Source organism: Ensifer sp. MJa1 (assembly GCF_037026475.1).
Taxonomy (GTDB): Bacteria; Pseudomonadota; Alphaproteobacteria; order Rhizobiales; family Rhizobiaceae; genus Ensifer.
Genome location: NZ_JAKUMO010000030.1, coordinates 50073 through 66053 on the forward strand (window position 1 = coordinate 50073; position 15981 = coordinate 66053).

Annotated in this window: 18 protein-coding genes; 11 read left to right on the top strand and 7 right to left on the bottom strand. The window is 60.9% G+C overall.

Annotated elements, in window-relative coordinates; all coding sequences use genetic code 11:
• Nucleotides 1–45 precede the first annotated feature (45 nt).
• The 3 genes from MKZ91_RS28075 to MKZ91_RS28085 all read left to right on the top strand — a co-directional run bounded on the left by MKZ91_RS28075 (nt 46) and on the right by MKZ91_RS28085 (nt 3631).
• Complete coding sequence (locus MKZ91_RS28075) at nt 46–1299, top strand: ATP-binding protein (RefSeq protein WP_336174326.1); 1254 nt, start codon at nt 46–48, stop codon at nt 1297–1299.
• Nucleotides 1300–1540: 241 nt separating this feature from the next.
• Complete coding sequence (locus MKZ91_RS28080) at nt 1541–3127, top strand: Na+/H+ antiporter (RefSeq protein WP_336174327.1); 1587 nt, start codon at nt 1541–1543, stop codon at nt 3125–3127.
• A gap of 192 nt (nt 3128–3319) precedes the next feature.
• The gene (locus MKZ91_RS28085) at nt 3320–3631 is read left to right on the top strand and encodes a hypothetical protein (RefSeq protein ID WP_336174328.1); all 312 of its coding nucleotides are present in this window, start codon (nt 3320–3322) and stop codon (nt 3629–3631) included.
• A gap of 88 nt (nt 3632–3719) precedes the next feature.
• Here the strand turns inward: MKZ91_RS28085 and MKZ91_RS28090 are convergent, their stop codons facing one another.
• On the bottom strand, nt 3720–5036 hold the full coding sequence (locus MKZ91_RS28090) for an epoxide hydrolase family protein (RefSeq protein WP_336174329.1): 1317 nt from the start codon (nt 5034–5036) through the stop codon (nt 3720–3722).
• A 100-nt stretch (nt 5037–5136) separates the two neighbouring features.
• Nucleotides 5137–5556, bottom strand: a complete 420-nt coding sequence (locus tag MKZ91_RS28095; RefSeq protein ID WP_336174330.1) for a VOC family protein — start codon at nt 5554–5556, stop codon at nt 5137–5139.
• Between the two features lie 253 nt (nt 5557–5809).
• On the opposite strand from MKZ91_RS28095, the gene MKZ91_RS28100 reads away from it, so the two are divergent.
• On the top strand, nt 5810–6757 hold the full coding sequence (locus tag MKZ91_RS28100; protein WP_442892358.1) for an alpha/beta fold hydrolase: 948 nt from the start codon (nt 5810–5812) through the stop codon (nt 6755–6757).
• Here MKZ91_RS28100 and MKZ91_RS28105 read toward each other — a convergent pair.
• Nucleotides 6754–7662: a LysR substrate-binding domain-containing protein gene (locus MKZ91_RS28105; protein WP_336174332.1), complete on the bottom strand. Its 909-nt coding sequence runs from the start codon at nt 7660–7662 to the stop codon at nt 6754–6756. The two genes, MKZ91_RS28100 and MKZ91_RS28105, sit on opposite strands and share 4 nt — an antisense overlap.
• Before the next feature lie 45 nt (nt 7663–7707).
• Nucleotides 7708–8346 carry a TetR/AcrR family transcriptional regulator gene (locus MKZ91_RS28110; RefSeq protein ID WP_336174333.1) on the bottom strand — a complete coding sequence of 213 codons (639 nt, stop codon included), beginning with the start codon at nt 8344–8346 and terminating at the stop codon, nt 7708–7710.
• Between the two features lie 271 nt (nt 8347–8617).
• On the opposite strand from MKZ91_RS28110, the gene MKZ91_RS28115 reads away from it, so the two are divergent.
• The 4 genes from MKZ91_RS28115 to msrA all read left to right on the top strand — a co-directional run bounded on the left by MKZ91_RS28115 (nt 8618) and on the right by msrA (nt 10499).
• On the top strand, nt 8618–9154 hold the full coding sequence (locus MKZ91_RS28115) for a YkgB family protein (RefSeq protein WP_336174334.1): 537 nt from the start codon (nt 8618–8620) through the stop codon (nt 9152–9154).
• 96 nt (nt 9155–9250) lie between these two features.
• On the top strand, nt 9251–9406 hold the full coding sequence (locus MKZ91_RS28120; RefSeq protein WP_336174335.1) for a DUF1127 domain-containing protein: 156 nt from the start codon (nt 9251–9253) through the stop codon (nt 9404–9406).
• 142 nt (nt 9407–9548) lie between these two features.
• Nucleotides 9549–9992, top strand: a complete 444-nt coding sequence (msrB, locus tag MKZ91_RS28125; RefSeq protein ID WP_336174336.1) for a peptide-methionine (R)-S-oxide reductase MsrB — start codon at nt 9549–9551, stop codon at nt 9990–9992.
• Entirely contained in the window at nt 9993–10499 is a 507-nt protein-coding gene (gene msrA / locus MKZ91_RS28130) for a peptide-methionine (S)-S-oxide reductase MsrA (RefSeq protein ID WP_336174337.1), read from the top strand. It abuts the gene before it with no gap.
• A gap of 99 nt (nt 10500–10598) precedes the next feature.
• On the opposite strand, the gene MKZ91_RS28135 is transcribed toward msrA, so the two are convergent.
• Nucleotides 10599–11138, bottom strand: coding sequence for an RrF2 family transcriptional regulator (locus tag MKZ91_RS28135; RefSeq protein WP_336174338.1), 540 nt, complete (start codon nt 11136–11138; stop codon nt 10599–10601).
• Nucleotides 11139–11410: 272 nt separating this feature from the next.
• Here MKZ91_RS28135 and MKZ91_RS28140 point away from each other — a divergent pair, with 272 nt between their 5' ends.
• From MKZ91_RS28140 to MKZ91_RS28150, 3 genes are all read left to right on the top strand, one after another.
• Entirely contained in the window at nt 11411–12619 is a 1209-nt protein-coding gene (locus tag MKZ91_RS28140; RefSeq protein WP_336174339.1) for an NAD(P)/FAD-dependent oxidoreductase, read from the top strand.
• A gap of 155 nt (nt 12620–12774) precedes the next feature.
• Nucleotides 12775–13185, top strand: coding sequence for a cupin domain-containing protein (locus MKZ91_RS28145; RefSeq protein WP_336174340.1), 411 nt, complete (start codon nt 12775–12777; stop codon nt 13183–13185).
• A 25-nt stretch (nt 13186–13210) separates the two neighbouring features.
• On the top strand, nt 13211–13666 hold the full coding sequence (locus MKZ91_RS28150; protein ID WP_336174341.1) for a carboxymuconolactone decarboxylase family protein: 456 nt from the start codon (nt 13211–13213) through the stop codon (nt 13664–13666).
• Nucleotides 13667–14130: 464 nt separating this feature from the next.
• On the opposite strand, the gene MKZ91_RS28155 is transcribed toward MKZ91_RS28150, so the two are convergent.
• Both MKZ91_RS28155 and MKZ91_RS28160 read right to left on the bottom strand, forming a co-directional pair.
• Nucleotides 14131–14883 carry an ABC transporter ATP-binding protein gene (locus MKZ91_RS28155; RefSeq protein ID WP_336174342.1) on the bottom strand — a complete coding sequence of 251 codons (753 nt, stop codon included), beginning with the start codon at nt 14881–14883 and terminating at the stop codon, nt 14131–14133.
• Nucleotides 14877–15962, bottom strand: coding sequence for a FecCD family ABC transporter permease (locus tag MKZ91_RS28160; RefSeq protein ID WP_336174348.1), 1086 nt, complete (start codon nt 15960–15962; stop codon nt 14877–14879). Before MKZ91_RS28160 ends, MKZ91_RS28155 begins: the two co-directional genes overlap by 7 nt.
• Nucleotides 15963–15981 lie beyond the last annotated feature (19 nt).

Sequence of the window (15981 nt, forward strand, 5' to 3'; positions counted from 1 at the left end):
GATTTTTACTTTAAATTGGACGCCAACGGATTTAACATCGGGCGCATGACCGATTCAAATCGCCCGAACACGCTCATCAAACGCAAGGCCCGCTCCATGGTCGAGACGGCGCTGTCGGATACGCGCGTCGTTCTGGTCGCCGGACCAAGGCAAGCCGGAAAGACCACACTTGCGCGACAGTTCTCAGGACCTGAGCGACCGTATTATACCCTCGATGACGCCGGCACACTTAGCGCTGCCAAATCCGACCCCGTAGGCTTCGTCCGCGGCCTCGAGCGCGCGGTTATCGACGAAGTTCAACGTGCGCCCGAACTGATGCTGGCGATAAAGGAAAGCGTCGATCGCAGCGATGAACCCGGCCGCTTCCTGCTCACAGGTTCAGCGAACCTCGCCACCGTGCCGGCGGTGGCAGATTCTCTTGCCGGGCGCATGGCCTTGATATCATTGCTACCGTTTGCGCAGGCAGAAATCCGATCTACCCCAGGCCGCTTTCTTGATCGCATCTTTGCGGGAGAGGTGCCGGTGATCGCGGACGAACTTGTCCTCGGCGACGACCTTGTGGAGACGGTTGTACGTGGAGGGTACCCTGAGGTCGTACGCAGGACTCAGCCCGCCCGACGCACCGCGTGGCTTGAGGACTACGTGGCGCTCATCCTTGACAGAGACGTGCGCGACATTGCCAACATCGATCAGCTGGGCAGGTTGCCGCGCCTACTTGATGTCCTGGCAGAGCATGCGGGACAGTTGATCAATCACAGCGGATTCGGCTCGGCTCTCGGACTATCGAGTGTCACCGCTCAAAAGTATGTAGCAATCCTCGAGCGACTCTTCCTTGTCCGAACGCTCGCGCCATGGTCCAACAACCGGCTTAGCCGCCTGGTGAAAACACCGAAGTTGCATTTTCTCGACACCGGCTTGCTCGCAGCCCTGCGCGAAGACGATGTCAACAGCATCCGTGAAAACAGGACGCGCTTCGGTCCATTGCTCGAGAGCTTCGTGGCATCCGAGTTCATGAAGCTCGCATCGTGGTCGGAACGTCGACTTTCGTTCTCTCACTATCGGACGAAGGATCAGACGGAGGTCGACATTGTTGTCGAGGACCGACGCGGTCGCGTCGTCGGCATCGAGGTCAAAGCATCGTCGACAGTCAAGGCTGAGGACTTCAAGGGACTGCGTCAACTGCAGGAGGCGGTCGGTGACCGCTTCCTGCACGGGATCGTCCTTCACGATCACGACCGCGTGACGCCGTTCGGCGAAAAATTGCACGCCGCGCCGCTTTCAGTCCTGTGGACGATGTAAGATCACGTAACATACATTATGGAACTATCGGATGTGCCGGAAACCGCTGCTTTAGCATTGTCGCCATCCGGCGAACGGATGATTTGCGCCAGGAAACGCACGTTCCTTCTATGACGAGCATGCACCCGCCGCGGATTGACGAAGTCGCGCTTTCCTCCGACCTTGGCCTGGCTTGTCCTGGATTCGATCACCTTCTGTCGAGCGAAGCCCATCGCAGCAGGATAATTGGGAGGATGGCGATATGGAACCAACCCACCTGTTCGAGCTGGTGATTGCGATGTTCGCCGCGATCATCGTGCTGCACTACGTGGCGGACCGCTTTCGGCTGCCGCCATCCGTGGCGCTGCTTGCGGGCGGCGGGCTTTTGGCCTTTCTGCCCGGTCTGCCGGCCATTACGATCGATCCCGGCCTCGTGCTCGTCATCTTCCTGCCACCGCTGCTTCTTGATGGCGCCTGGTCCATCGCCGTCGCCAGGTTGCGGCGCCATATGATCGGCATTGCCTCGCTTGCCATCGGGGCGGTGTTTTTCACCTGCGCGGTCGTGGCCGTCGTCACGCACCTGCTCTTTCCATCGCTGCCCTGGGCCGCCTGTGCAGCGCTCGGGGCGATCGTCTCACCGCCGGATGCGGTTTCCGCCCGCGCGGTGCTCGAACGGGTCAGGCTGCCGCGCCGACTTCAGATTCTGCTCGAGGGAGAAAGCCTCCTCAATGACGCGAGCTGCCTGGTGCTCTTCCGGTTCGCCGTTGCGGCCGCAGTGACGGGCGCATTCAGCGTGAGCGAGGCGGTTGGAAATTTCTTTCTGCTGGCGATCGGCGGTGCCGTCGTGGGAGCCGTCGTCGGGACGGCGTGGGTCAAGTTCGTTCGGTATCTTGGCGACGAATACCTGATTATCGCCGCGACAACGCTCCTGGCTTGGATTTCCTATCTTCTCGCAGAGCAGCTTCATGTTTCGGGCGTGATAGCGACGGTGACGACGGGTCTCATCGCGAGCTGGCACCAGCCGACGGTGCTTTCGGCGGCAACACGCATGCGCGGCACATCGTTTTGGGATGTGCTGGTCTTCTTGATGGAAGCCGCGGTTTTCATCTTGATCGGGTTGTCGTTGCGAGATGTCGTCGAGCGCGCTGGCGGCTTCGGCACGGTGGCAACAACGATGGGATTGCCGGCGCTTGCGATCCTCGTCACGCTGGTTGTCACGCGCTTCATCTGGATCTTCGCGTCCGATGCCGTCATCAAGATCTGGAGTGCCCAGGGCGCAAACCGTATTCGGCCCCTCGGTGTCGGCGGCGCCACGGTCCTGAGTTGGGCAGGTGTTCGCGGCGTGGTCACACTCGCCCTGGCGCTCAGCCTGCCGGAAGATTTCCCCGGTCGCGACTTCATCCTGCTCACGTCGTTCATCGTCATCGTCGGAACGGTGCTCGTGCAGGGCACGACGCTCGGATGGGTGATTGATCGGGCACGGCTGGTGGAGACGGAAGCCGAAAAGGCCCGGCTTACGATGAGTCAGGCCGAAGCCGCCATGGCCCAGGCACAATTCAGCACTGTCCAACGCCTGGCACACGATGCGGACGGCAAGCTCATACATCCCCAGTTGCTGGAGCGTTACCAGCGAAGAGCGACATCGATCGTCGACTATGCCGAGCGGACGGACCACTACCTCCCGATACTCCACGCCCACTTTGATGTCGTGCTTGAGGCCGTCGCGACGGGCCGTCGAGAACTCCTCAGGCTCCATCGCGCCGGCGAGATCGACGACGAAACCCTGAGGGAACTCGAGCATGATCTCGATCTCGAGGAACTGAGCGCAGTGTCCGCAAAGGCTCAATGAAGTGGTCTCGGATCGGGCACAGTGTCTAGCGCCGTGCGATCCGGACTGTCTGCATCGCATCGGGCGCGGCGAACATCGCAGCCCGTGACGTGCGGATGCCCCTTACGACCGCGAGAGTTACCCCGGGAACGGACGATCCAGGCGTGATCGTCACAATTGGCTCAGGTCAAATTCGATCATGGACACGCTCCGATGCCGAAATCCATCTGCGACACCTATCCGGGAATATGTGAGAAAAGCAGGCTGAGTCACCCTCGCCCACCCCGCTTGCTGCGTCCCGCAAACGACAACATTCAAAATATCAGTCAACCCCGTCTGCCCGCACCAGAGGTAACGGCGGTGTTGCCTCTGAGCGAAGGCACTTCAGTGATCACAACCGCATCGGCGATTTCGATGCTGGGACTGGTCCTCCTCGCCGGCTACATGGAAGTAGCGGTAGTAACTGTGGGGCTGGTCGGCGCGCTCGGCGGCTTCTTCTCAAACACGTTGTCCCTGCCTTGGTAAATCCAGCAGGAATAGAGACAAGCCCTGTCGACGCGCCTGGAGCTGCGCTCGAGATCGGAGCGTGGGTATCATGAGCGTAGAGCCTACTTTATAGGCGCATTGGTCTGAAGCCAGCCCTGATTTCCTCGGTGAACACCTCGGGCTCTTCCCAGGCGGCGAAATGTCCGCCCTTCGAAGCGAGGTGGTAGTACACGAGTTGCGGATAGGCCTTTGACAGCCACTTCTTGGGTGGCCTGTAAACCTCGCCCGGAAACACGGTCACGGCAACCGGAACCCTGGCCGGCGAGAGTTTCGCTCCCGCCTTGAGGTTTTCCCAATAAATACGTCCACTCGAGGGGCCGGTGTTCGTCAGCCAATACAGGGTGATGTTGTCCAGGATTTCGTCCTTGTTCAGCGATTTTTCCGGTTCACCGCGCGTGAACACCCAATCCGCAATCTTGTCGTAGAGCCAGGCCGCGAGGCCCACCGGTGAGTCCGAGAGCCCGTAGCCGATCGTCTCCGGGCGCGTGCTGAGGATCGCAGCGTAACCAAAGCCATTGTTCAGGAAGTCGCGGGCCTCTTCGAAGATTTTCTTCTCGTCGGTCGACATGGTGTCTGGGGATGGCCCTCCGCTCTTCAGCGCTTGCGCGGCGTCGGTCGGTAGCGTCGTCCCGCGCTCGATCCTGTTGACATGAATGCCGAGCAAGCCTTTCGGTGCCTGGCGCGCAAGGGCGTCGCTGATGATCGCGCCCCAGTCGCCACCCTGCGAAACGTAGTGATCATAGCCGAGCCGTTTCATCAATGTGTGCCAGGTCATGGCGATCCGTTGCGCGTCCCAGCCCGTCGACGCCGGCTTTTGTGAAAAGCCGAAGCCCGGAATGGATGGAATGACGAGATGGAACGCGTCTTCGGCCTTGCCGCCATGAGCGGTCGGCTCCGTTAGCGGATTGATCACGTCGAGCAGTTCGAAGATCGAGCCAGGCCATCCGTGGGTCATGATCAGTGGAAGTGCTGCCGCATGGCGTGAGCGCACGTGGATGAAATGAATATCCAACCCGTCGATGTTCGTCAGGAACTGCGGGTAAGCGTTGAGCCTCCGTTCGGCCCTTCGCCAATCATAGTCGGACTGCCAATAGGCGACGAGTTCCTGGAGCTTTTGCTGTTCTACACCTTGGGAGCGGTCGTCAACGGTCGCACTGTCCGGCCAGCGGGTCGCTGCGAGGCGTCGTCGCAGATCCTCAAGGGCCGTCTCGGGAACGTCGACCTTGAAAGGCCGGATGCTGTCGCTCTCGTTCGGCGCCGTAAAGGTGTCGGCTTCGGCACCGGATGCCGGCAGCATCACCGCGGCTGCACCGATTGCTGCGCCCGAAAGCAAGAATGAGCGCCGGGTGAACCGGGGGTTCTCAGCTTTGGTTTCAAAGATCATTTGTGAAACTCCTTGGCAAAAACCCACACGCGTTACCGATTGGGCTTCGACGTTGCGCGGGACCTCGCCGTTAGTGGCAAGGTCCCGCGCCACAGGCTTGTCAGGCTTCGTCGGGGCCGGTGCGGTAGACGAGGAACTTGTTTCCTTCCGGATCGCGGAAATAGGCGCAGTACGGGTCGCTGCCGTTGGGGCCTCGCGGACCAGGGGTGCCCTCGTCGGATCCGCCTGCTTCCAATGCCGTTGCGTGCGCGGCATCGACCTGGGCGCGCGAACGCGCTTCAAAGGCGATCATGTTGCCATTGCCGGCAAGGGCTGCTTGACCGTTGAATGGCTTGGTGATGCCGAACTCGAGGGTGCGGTGCCCATAGTAGATGGCGCGTCCGGGCTGCACGAGCACGCGGCCGATGCCAAAGACGGCAAGAAGCTTGTCGTAGTAGGCAGCAGCGGCATCAAGATCATTCGTGCCGACGGTTGAGTGACCGGGAAGCGCTCTGGGCTTTTCCAGCAGGATATCGTTCATTCCGTTCTTCCTTCCTATGGCGAGCGATTTTCGCTTCGCGGTTCGCTTGAGATCGCCTGTCGAAAGCGGACGATCCGGGAATAAGCGCAAATCTAGGAGCGGCACCTGGCAGTCGGTACTTGGCGAAACTGAGAGGCATCCTCTCACACGCGCCCCATCCAAGAGGGTGCCTCTCGCAAATTCGATCTGCCGGCGACCAACTGGATGCCTGATCTTGCTGTCAGTTTCAGACTTCACCAGAAGGACGCATGACATGGTTCTGCCATCGCTCAAGAACGTCATTGCAACCGCTTCCATGGCAATGGCATCGGCGCACGTCGGGGACGCCGCCTCCCCGTCAGGGATGAAAATCGACTTCATCAAGATCGACGAGACCTTTGTGCTCAGGCGCATGGTTGCTTACGCGCCTGCCCCCAACGGCACGGTTCTTTTGCTGCACGGCTTCCCGGAGACGCTGGCCGTCTGGAAGAGCATCGCCGAAACGCTCGCCAAGGAATACGACGTGCATGGGTTCGATTGGCCCGGCTACGGTCGATCCTCGCGCCCCTCGACAATGCAGTTTTCCTACGCGCCGAGGGATTACGCCAAGGTTCTTGCGGCCTACATAGATGCCTCGGGTCTCGGCCGATCGAACCTTGTCATCTACGCCTCGGATATCGGCAGCCTTCCCGCGCTGCTGCTGGCGCTCGACGAACCAACTGTCGCGAGGAAGATCATTGTCGGCGACTTCGCCCCGTTCAACCGGCCGCAGTACATGTATGAGAGCCTGCAAAACCTCAAGGGCGAGCCGACGGCGACGCCGACGCGGGCCTACATGAACAGGACCAGCGGCGAGATCCTGGAGAACGTGCATCGCCGCGGCCTTGCGTCCGAAGCCCAGTACGAACTGCCGCCCGAGGTGCAATCGGACATGAGAGCCTCATGGGCGCGCGAAGGCCTCACAAGCGCCGACGCCTTCGCCTCTTACTATTCCCACTTCACGCGCGATCAGGACTATCTCGAGGCCAATATCGCCAGGCTCAAGACCCCGGTGAAGGTCATCTGGGGCGAGAAAGACATCTACATCAGGTCGGAGATGGGCAAGGAGTTCGCCGACCGCATAAAGGCGGAGTTCGACGTGCTGGCAGGCGTCGGCCACTTCCCGCACCTGCAGGATCCGAAACGCGCCATCGAAGAAGTTCGGGCAGCGTTTGCGGATTAGGCCTGCGAAGCTGCGCCTCGCCCAAAGTCAGCGCGAAGGCGGGGCAAGGCCCAGTCGACGAAGGAGCGCACCTTCAACGTGAGTTGACCCTGTCGCGAATAGACGATGTGGATCGGCAGGGGCGCCTGATCGAATGCCTCCAGCACCGGCACAAGGGCGCCTGACGCCAACTCCTCCGGAATCTGGTAGTCGAACACACGGGCGATACCCGCACCGCCAACCGCTGCGGCCACGCAATTGGCCGCAGTATTGACCTCGAGGCGGTTGCGCGGGGCGGCCTCCAGCGGATGACCGCCGACATTAAACGTCCAGAAGAAAGTCCGCTTGTTGAAGAGTATCCCGTCATGGTCTGCGAGATCGCTCGGATGCTCCGGCACCCCCCGGCGCTGCAGGTATGCCGGGCTGGCGCAGGTCAAGAGCTTGAATTCCCCCGCTTTGACCGCATAGAGAGAGCTGTCGGCAAGATCACCCAAGCGTATGGCGATATCGACCTGCTCATCGACCAGATGCACCGTCCTATCGAGCGAGAGGAGATTGAGCGACACCTCCGGATAGATCTCCATGTAGTCGAGCGCAATCGGCAGCACATAGCGAGTACCGAACTCGATCGGCATGGTGATCGTCAGCGTACCGCGCGGCGTTTCGTACTCGCCGGAGGCTCGCCGCTCGGCTTCCTCGAGATCCGCAATGATCCTTCGCGCGGCCTCGACATACTCCCTGCCTGCGTCGGTGAGTTGAAGATTGCGACTGGTCCGCACGATAAGGCTCGCACCGATGTGCCGCTCGAGTTCGGCAACCTTACGACTGACGCTGGGCAGCGGCGCATTCAGCTTCCTGCTTCCCGCGGAGATGCTGCCGGCGTCGACGACTGCCAACAGCATCTTCATGGCTTCGAGACGATCCATCATACCTCCCAAGGCACTTTCGGCCTTGCTTGCGGCATTCTGCTCCTATGCTGCGTTTCCAGACGAAACGCTTGCGCGCTGCTTCGCTCCCTCGCCCCTGGCTGACGGTTCCAAGGGAGCACGAACCTCCTGTGCAAGCAGGCTTGCCGCCATCCGCTTGCTCTGCCGCACCGGTTCGCCGGTGCGCGTCATCTGTGCAATCGCGACGGCACCTTCGTGCAGCAGGTTGATCATGTCGGCGGTCCGTTTCGGTTCGGCGAACCGAGCCGCATGGGCAAGTTCCTCGAAATAGGCAAGGACCAGTCGTTTGTGCATCAAAGCCGCCCGGAACACCGGATCGACGGCCTCCTTGTGTTCGCCGGCTGCGCCCATGAAAATGCAACCGCGGAACTGTTTGTCGCGAACCGAGATCTCCAGAAAGTCGAAGGTCGCCATGAGGCGTTCGTAGGCGTCAATCGCACGCTGCTCGACAAAGGCGCGCATTTCCGCACGCGATTCCTCATCGCGCCGCTCAAGCGCGGCCAGGATGAGATCTTCCTTGGTTTCGAAGTGCCGGTAGAGCGTCGTCTTGGCGACGCCTGCCTCGGCAATGATCAGGTCGATGCCGGTCGCGTGGTATCCGTGCAGATTGAACAGGCGCAAGGCGGTATCGAGCAGATGACCGCGAATCTCTGAGCGACGCATTTCAGCCCCTTAACGAAACAGAATTGTATCAATATATCGGTCGGCGAGAACAAAAACAAGGCGCGCCGGACACGCCCATGATCTCTGGCGCTTTTGCCTTGTTTTAGCTACCGCACGGCTCCAGAGGATCGGCTGGTCAGTGAAAGTTTTATGGCGAACGGGATTGCAAAACGATACAGATCGGTATATTTACAGCATAACGATACAGAACGGTATCGTTTAGGCGCCGCCGTTTGGAACGGTCTCGCGCCACAAAACCCAGGAGTAGACAATGCCTCGTGATTTCGCACACCACGGCGCGGCGCATCCGCGCGTCCACGTTCGTGCCGCCACCGCCGCACTCCACCTGGTTGATCGCCATGGACAGACCGTAACTGCGGCTGGGCTCTATGGTTCCCTGGCCGTGATCTATGGTTGGTTCGGCGGCATGAAGTTCACTCGTTACGAAGCGGAGGGGCTGGTCGGCCTGGTCAGCAACAATCCTCTGCTGAGCTGGACCTACGCACTGTTCAGCGTGGAGGGTTTTTCCAACCTCCTTGGCATCCTCGAGCTTTCCATCGCCGCCCTCGTTGCGGCCCGCATCATCAAGCCGGTTTATTCGCTCGTCGGAGGATTGCTTTCCGCCGGGCTGTTTGCGACCACGCTCAGCTTTATGGTGACGACGCCCGGTGTGATCGTTGCGGACCTCGGTTTTCCGGCAATCTCGGTCGCTCCCGGTCAGTTCCTGCTCAAGGATCTCGGGCTCTTCGCGCTGTCTCTCTGGATTGCCGTGGAGTCGCTCGCAGCAATGCGAGCGTCCCGCACGTGAGTGTGGGTGGGGCAAGAGCCCTACCCGCCTCACCGCCGAGTGATTTCCGACACCCCATGATCAGCTATTCGTTCGATTGAACAGAAGGACGATCCTATGTTTGTGCACTATCTCTTATCGAGAATTCGCGCCCATCAACCCTATCGCCAGACAGCTCTTGAGCTTGGCCGACACAGCGATCATCAACTGGAGGACATCGGTATTTCCAGATTCGAGATCGACGCCGTTGCCCGCCGGCAACAGGACCAGTGACAATCGAGATGCGCGTCGCCGGACGGCAGGCTTGCGACGCAGACACCAGAAATGTTGGCGTCGGGGGCAGATCGCGCCGCCGCGCGAACCTGAAAGCAGCGGCTTCGCCGCCAATTCCATTCGTCGTTATTGGAGACAGGGAATGACCTACAGAAAGACAGATGAAGCAATCAGAAAGCTGACGCCCGAGCAGTTTCGCGTCACGCAGCAGAGCGGGACGGAGCGCCCGTTCACGGGCGAGTACAATGACAACAAGCGTCCGGGGATATACGTGGATATCGTCTCCGGCGAACCACTGTTTGCCTCGTCCGACAAGTTCGATTCCGGCTGCGGCTGGCCGAGCTTTACCAAGCCGATCGTGTCCGCGAATGTAGAGGAACTGCGCGACGGTTCTCATGGTATGATCCGTACCGAGGTGCGCTCGAAGCATGGCGACAGTCATCTCGGGCACGTGTTTCCCGACGGCCCTCGTGATCGCGGCGGCTTGCGTTATTGCATCAACTCCGCCGCCCTGCGCTTCATTCCCCGCGAGGACATGGAGACCGAGGGTTACGGCGCATTCATCAACCAGGTGGAGGATATCTGAATGAGCAAGCGCGCTGTTCTCGCAGGTGGCTGCTTCTGGGGGATGCAGGACCTGATCCGCAGGCTCCCCGGCGTCACCGACACCCGTGTCGGCTACACCGGGGGCGATGTACCCAACGCAACCTACCGCAACCATGGTACCCACGCCGAAGGCATCGAGATCATCTACGATCCGGAGGAGATCAGCTACCGGAAAATTCTGGAGTTCTTCTTCCAGATCCACGACCCGACCACGAAGAACCGGCAGGGCAATGACATCGGCATGTCCTATCGCTCGGCGATCTACTACACCGACGATGAGCAGAAGCGCGTCGCCGAAGACACGATTGCGGATGTGGAAGCCTCCGGTATTTGGCCGGGCAAGGTCGTGACCGAAGTTGAACCGGTCGCGGACTTCTGGCAGGCGGAGCCGGAGCATCAGGATTACCTGGAGCGTTATCCCAACGGCTATACCTGCCACTTCCCGCGCCAGAACTGGGTGCTGCCGCGCCGGTCGGCGGCCGAGTGATCAGCCGCTTCCCAACCGCGGCAGAAAACGCGGCGGATGGACACCGATACGCTCTATGAGTGGCGCCTTACGCCCTGGTGTGGCGTAAGGCGTTTGCCTCTATTCAGCCTTTGAGGGTTCGCCGCGACGGCGGCGCTGCGGCGTTCTTGCCGCAAGCCAATCTCTGATATTGCCGGCGTGTTCCTTGGGCGCCTTCGCGGCGGCGCGTCCGGCGATTCCCGCCAAAGTGTGGGCGGCCATCACTTCTCGCGCTCTCTTCTCAGCTTCGATCATGACCGCATGAATCGAGCAGACGCCGTCCTCGGCCCAGGCGGGCGGACGGCCGGCGAAGAGCGCACACTGGCCACGGATCTGCTTGCATTCGAACAGTGCCTTGCGTCCGTCAACGGCCTCGATGACCTCGAGTGCCGTAATCTCGTTCGCTGGGCGCGCAAGTGCAAAGCCGCCACCTATGCCCTCTCGGGCGACGACAATACCCGCCTTCTGGAGCTTTGTGAAAAGCTTTGCGACATATTCGGGGGAAATCTGCTGCAGTTCGGCAAGATCGCGTGCGCTTGCTGGCTGGCCAGTCTCTTCCGCCTCAACCAGGAACAGCAGACAGTGGAGGGCGTATTCGACGCCTGCGCTGACGTGGGCCATACATCACCAAAACACCGACAAATATTGTCGGAGATAACATCGAATACCGGTTGGTGCAAGTCGTCGGCCGTCTTCCCTCCGTTGACAGTGCGTTTCCGAAATCCAGTGGAATCGCCGTTGCTCATTTACTCCGACAAAGTTAGTCTTAGTTAAGCGATGAGAGAAGATCATCGTGAAGACCATCTCCGGAATGGAGACAACCATCGTAACTGAAGTCGCCTTGCGGTCGGGCTCCGCCCCGTCGATGGCGAAGCCTTGTCTGAGGAAAAGAAATGCGTGAACGAATCCTGATTATCGGCGCCGGCTTTGCCGGAATGTGGTCGGCACTCGGCGCCATGCGGCTACTAGACCAGCAAGGAAAGGCGGACGGATCCGTCGAGGTTGCCGTGATTGCGCCGCAGCCCGAACTCCACATTCGCCCACGTCTCTACGAGAAACATGCGGCCAAGATGAAGGCGCCCCTCTCCGAGATCTTCGCCAATGCCGGCGTCCGTTTCATCCAGGGATATGCGACGTCGATCTCGACGATCGACAACATCGTCACCTATGCTGATGACGAGGGGCGGGAAACGACAATCGGCTACAGCAAGCTTGTTCTGGCGACCGGCAGCGTGCTGTTTCGTCCGGACATTCCGGGCCTCGCGCACGCGTTCAACGTTGATCAGCTTGCCGATGCCGCAGAACTGGAGGAACACATCTCCCAGTTGGCGCGTCTGCCTGAGAGCAGCGCTCGCAACACCGTGGTGGTTGCCGGCGGCGGCTTCACTGGCATCGAAACGGCCGCCGAGATGCCGCATCGTCTGCGCGCCGCGCTTGGCGAGAACGCTGACATCCGCGTTGTAATCGTCGAGCGCGGCACTGCGATCGGCCCGGATCTTGGACCTGGCCCGCGTCCGATTATCGAGCAGGCGCTTTCGGAACTGGGAGTCGAGACGCGCTTGCGCTCTCCGATTGTCGCCATCGACCATAACGGCGTCACCCTGGCTTCCGGCGAGCGCATCGATGCGGCAACCGTGATCTGGACCGCGGGCGCTCGCGCCAACCCGATCACCAGCCAGATCGACGCGGACAAAGATTCATTCGGGCGCCTTCATGTCGATCGCAACCTCAAGGTCATCGGTCACACGAATGTCTTTGCCACCGGCGACGTCGCCTGTGCGGTCACGGATGATGTTGGCAACCGCACGATGATGAGCTGCCAGCACGCCCAAAACCTCGGGCGCTCGGCAGGCCACAACGTGGCTGCTGACCTGCTTGGAACGAACCCGATCGCCTACAGCCAGGAGAAGTACGTCACCTGTCTCGATCTTGGCCCGTGGGGTGCGGTCTACACCGAAGGGTGGGAACGACAGGTAAAGCTCACCGGCGCCGAGGCAAAGAAGCTCAAGACGACGATCAACACCACATGGATTTATCCACCGAGTGCCGATCGGGCGGCTGCGCTGGAGGCCGCTGATCCTCTGCGCATCGTCGTGGCGTGATCGGTACGGACGAGCGCGCTACCCAGAACGCAGCGCCTCCGTTCAAACGGCCGAGCGCCAGTCAGTCAGTCAGTCGTCACAGACGAGCCCGTCCAATCGCCCTGCAAACAGGTGCGGGCTCGCCATTTGCGAAACCTCATCAAGGAGAAATTACTATGAGCACCCGATTTGTCATAGGCGCAGCCCTTGCCGCGATCGCTTTCGCGACACCCGCCGCTGCGCACGATCCCGGCGACGTCGTTACACCGCACTTCGCGCAGCAGATCCCCAACATTCCCGGCAAGACGTTGACAGCCCTGGTCGTCGACTATCCACCGGGCGGAGCATCGGTTCCGCACACGCATGCAAAGTCGTCGTTCATCTTCGCTTACGTCCTGTCCGGGGAAATCCAGTCCAAGGTGAACGATGGCGAGACGCAAACCTATCGCGCCGGCGAGAGCTGGTTCGAGCCGCCGGCGTCCAGCCACCTCGTCAGCCGCAACGCGAGCCAGACGAAGCCGGCAAGGCTTCTCGCGGTTTTCGTCGCCGACAGTGACGAAAAGGAACTGACCACCCCCATCAAGTAAAGAAACGACTTCAAGGAGTCGAACAATGAGTACGCGTCTCGACTACAACCAGATCGCACCGGCCGGCGTCAAAGCCCTCGGAGGCGTCTATGGCTATATCCTGCAGAGCGGACTTCCCGCGACGTTGGTCGAACTTGTCTACCTGCGTATTTCGCAAATCAACAACTGCGCCTACTGCCTCGACATGCACACCCGCGACCTCCTGAAGAAGGGCCAGCCGATCGAAAAGATCGCATTGGTGCAGGCGTGGAGGGAAGCCGGAAACCTCTTTGACGCGCGCGAGCGGGCGGCCCTCGCCTGGGCCGAGACGGTCACGCGCGTCGCAGAGACGGGTGTACCGGACGAAGCCTACGCGGCTGCGCGCATCGAGTTCAACGAGCGCGAGATCACTGACCTCACGATCGCGATTGGCCTGATGAACGCCTATAACCGCATGGCCATCAGCTTTCGCAACACGCCACAGGCGGCTCTTGAGCAATGATGCATTGCAGACGCTCGATCGCGCCTGCAATTCCACCTCAATCAAGGTGTCGGCCCCCTTCGGGTCGACGCCGATGCCACTGAATGTGCTGGCGCAAGGAGGCTGTGCGACAGGGTTTCTAATGCCTTGTAAGGTGCTGCCCTCTGCGTCTTAGCCCGAGTTGAGTAAAGGCTAAACCTTGACTCAAATGCGCGACAGAGGTGGGATTCCAACTGAGGCGCAATGCCTTGAGGTCGCCTATCACCGATCAAAAGGGAGGGCGGCCTCACCACTTCGATAAGCGGGCTCTCGCCCTTAAGGCAACATCGTTCGCCTCCCAAGATCGGCTCAAAGCACACCTCCTAAACGCCATGGAGGATGCCGCGTGCGCGCGGTGGCCGAAGCTGTCTGGGACAACGGCATTGCGCATGTGCGAAGACAGTTGTTGGCGTTGCCCTCCAACGCCAGCAAATTGCCCCCTCTCCTCAGAGAGACTCGTCGACGATGACGACCGGCCGGCCCAGGGAGCAGGCCTCGACACGGGCCTCGACACGGTAGACTGAGCGCAGCATGTCGGCAGTGATTACGTCGCGGGTTGAACCGCTCGCCAACACCGAACCGCCGCTGATGACGATCGTGTCGTCGCAATAGCGCAGCGCGTGATTGAGGTCGTGCAGCGCGATCAGAACCGCCATGCCGCCTTCAGCAGAGAGGCGTTTCATGAAGCCGAGCACTTCGATCTGGCGAAAGAGATCGAGCGCCGAAGTCGGCTCGTCCATCAACAGCACCTCGGGCTTACGCACCAGGGCCTGGGCGATCGAGACCAGTTGCCGCTGGCCGCCGGACAGTTCGCCGAGGCCGCGAAAGGCAAGGTCTGAGATCCGAAGCTCGCCAAGCACGCGATCGATTTCCGAAAGCTCGGTGTCCTGCACCTTCCAGCCCGAGCCCTGCTTGGCCGAGAGCAGCACCGACTCGTAGACTGTGAGCACGGCGTTGGCGCCGGTATCCTGGGGCATGTAGCAGATGCCTTCGGCCCCCTTGGCCGTGTCCGACAGATGCACGGTTCCGGGACCCGCGGTGAGACCGGCAATGCGCTTGAACAGCGTCGATTTGCCGGCCGCGTTCGGCCCGATCACCGCCGTCAGTCCCCCGCCGCGCAAGACGCCGGTGTCGACATCGGAAAGCACCACGCGCCGGCCGTAATTCGCGCCGACTTTTTCCAGCGACAGGCTTACCATGCGCGCCTCCTGTTGGTGAAAATCAGCACGAAGAAGAAGGGCACGCCGACGAGTGCCGTGATGACGCCGATCGGCAGCACAGCGCCCGGAATCAGCATCTTGCTGACGACGGAGGTGACGGAAAGCAGGAGCGCGCCGCAAAGCACCGAGGCCGGCAGGAAGAAGCGCTGGTCCTCGCCCACCAGCATGCGGGCGATATGCGGCCCGACGAGACCGACAAAGCCGATCGTGCCGACGAAAGAGACGGGGATCGCTGCAAGCAGGCTCACCGTCAGCATCGCCTCGAGCCTGAGCCGACGCACATTGATGCCGAAGCTCGCGGCCTTGTCGTCACCCAGCCGCAGCGCGGTCAGCGCCCAGGCATGCCGTGCAAAGAGCGGCAAGGCGAACAAAAGCACGGCGCCGGTGATCCAGACCTTCGGCCAGGTCGCCTTGGTGAGGCTGCCCATTGTCCAGAAGACGACGGCGGCGAGCGCCTGCTCCGAGGCAAGATATTCGAGCAGAGACAACGCGGCGTTGAAGGTGAAGACCAGTGCGATGCCGAGGAGCACGATGGTTTCGACCGTGACACCGCGCATGGAGGAGGCGAAGTGGATGAAGAGTGCTGCGATCATCGCCATCAGGAAGGCGTTGATCGGCACCATGTATTGGACCGCGACCGGAAAGATCGCGACACCCGCGACAAGGCCGAGTGCTGCGCCGAAGCTGGCGGCGGCGGAAATACCAAGGGTAAAGGGGCTTGCCAGCGGATTGGCGAGGATCGTCTGCATCTGGGCGCCAGCGACCGACAGCGATGCGCCGACTGTCACCGCCATCAGGGCGATCGGCATGCGGATATCCCATATGACGACGCGCAACTGGTCGCTCACCGTGTCGGCACGAAAGAGCGCCGTCAGCACGTCCGACAGCGGATAGTTTGCCGGCCCAAGCGCCATGTCGACCGCGATCGACGCAAGAAGCGCGGCGACGAGACAGAAGATCAGCACCAGGCGGCGCAAAACGAGGGCGCGATAGCGCCCTCCAGACCGCTGACAAACCCGTCGATATTTTCGGCGGGTTTTTGTTTTTGTGGCAGGCATTTTTGTTCGGGCTGTTTTG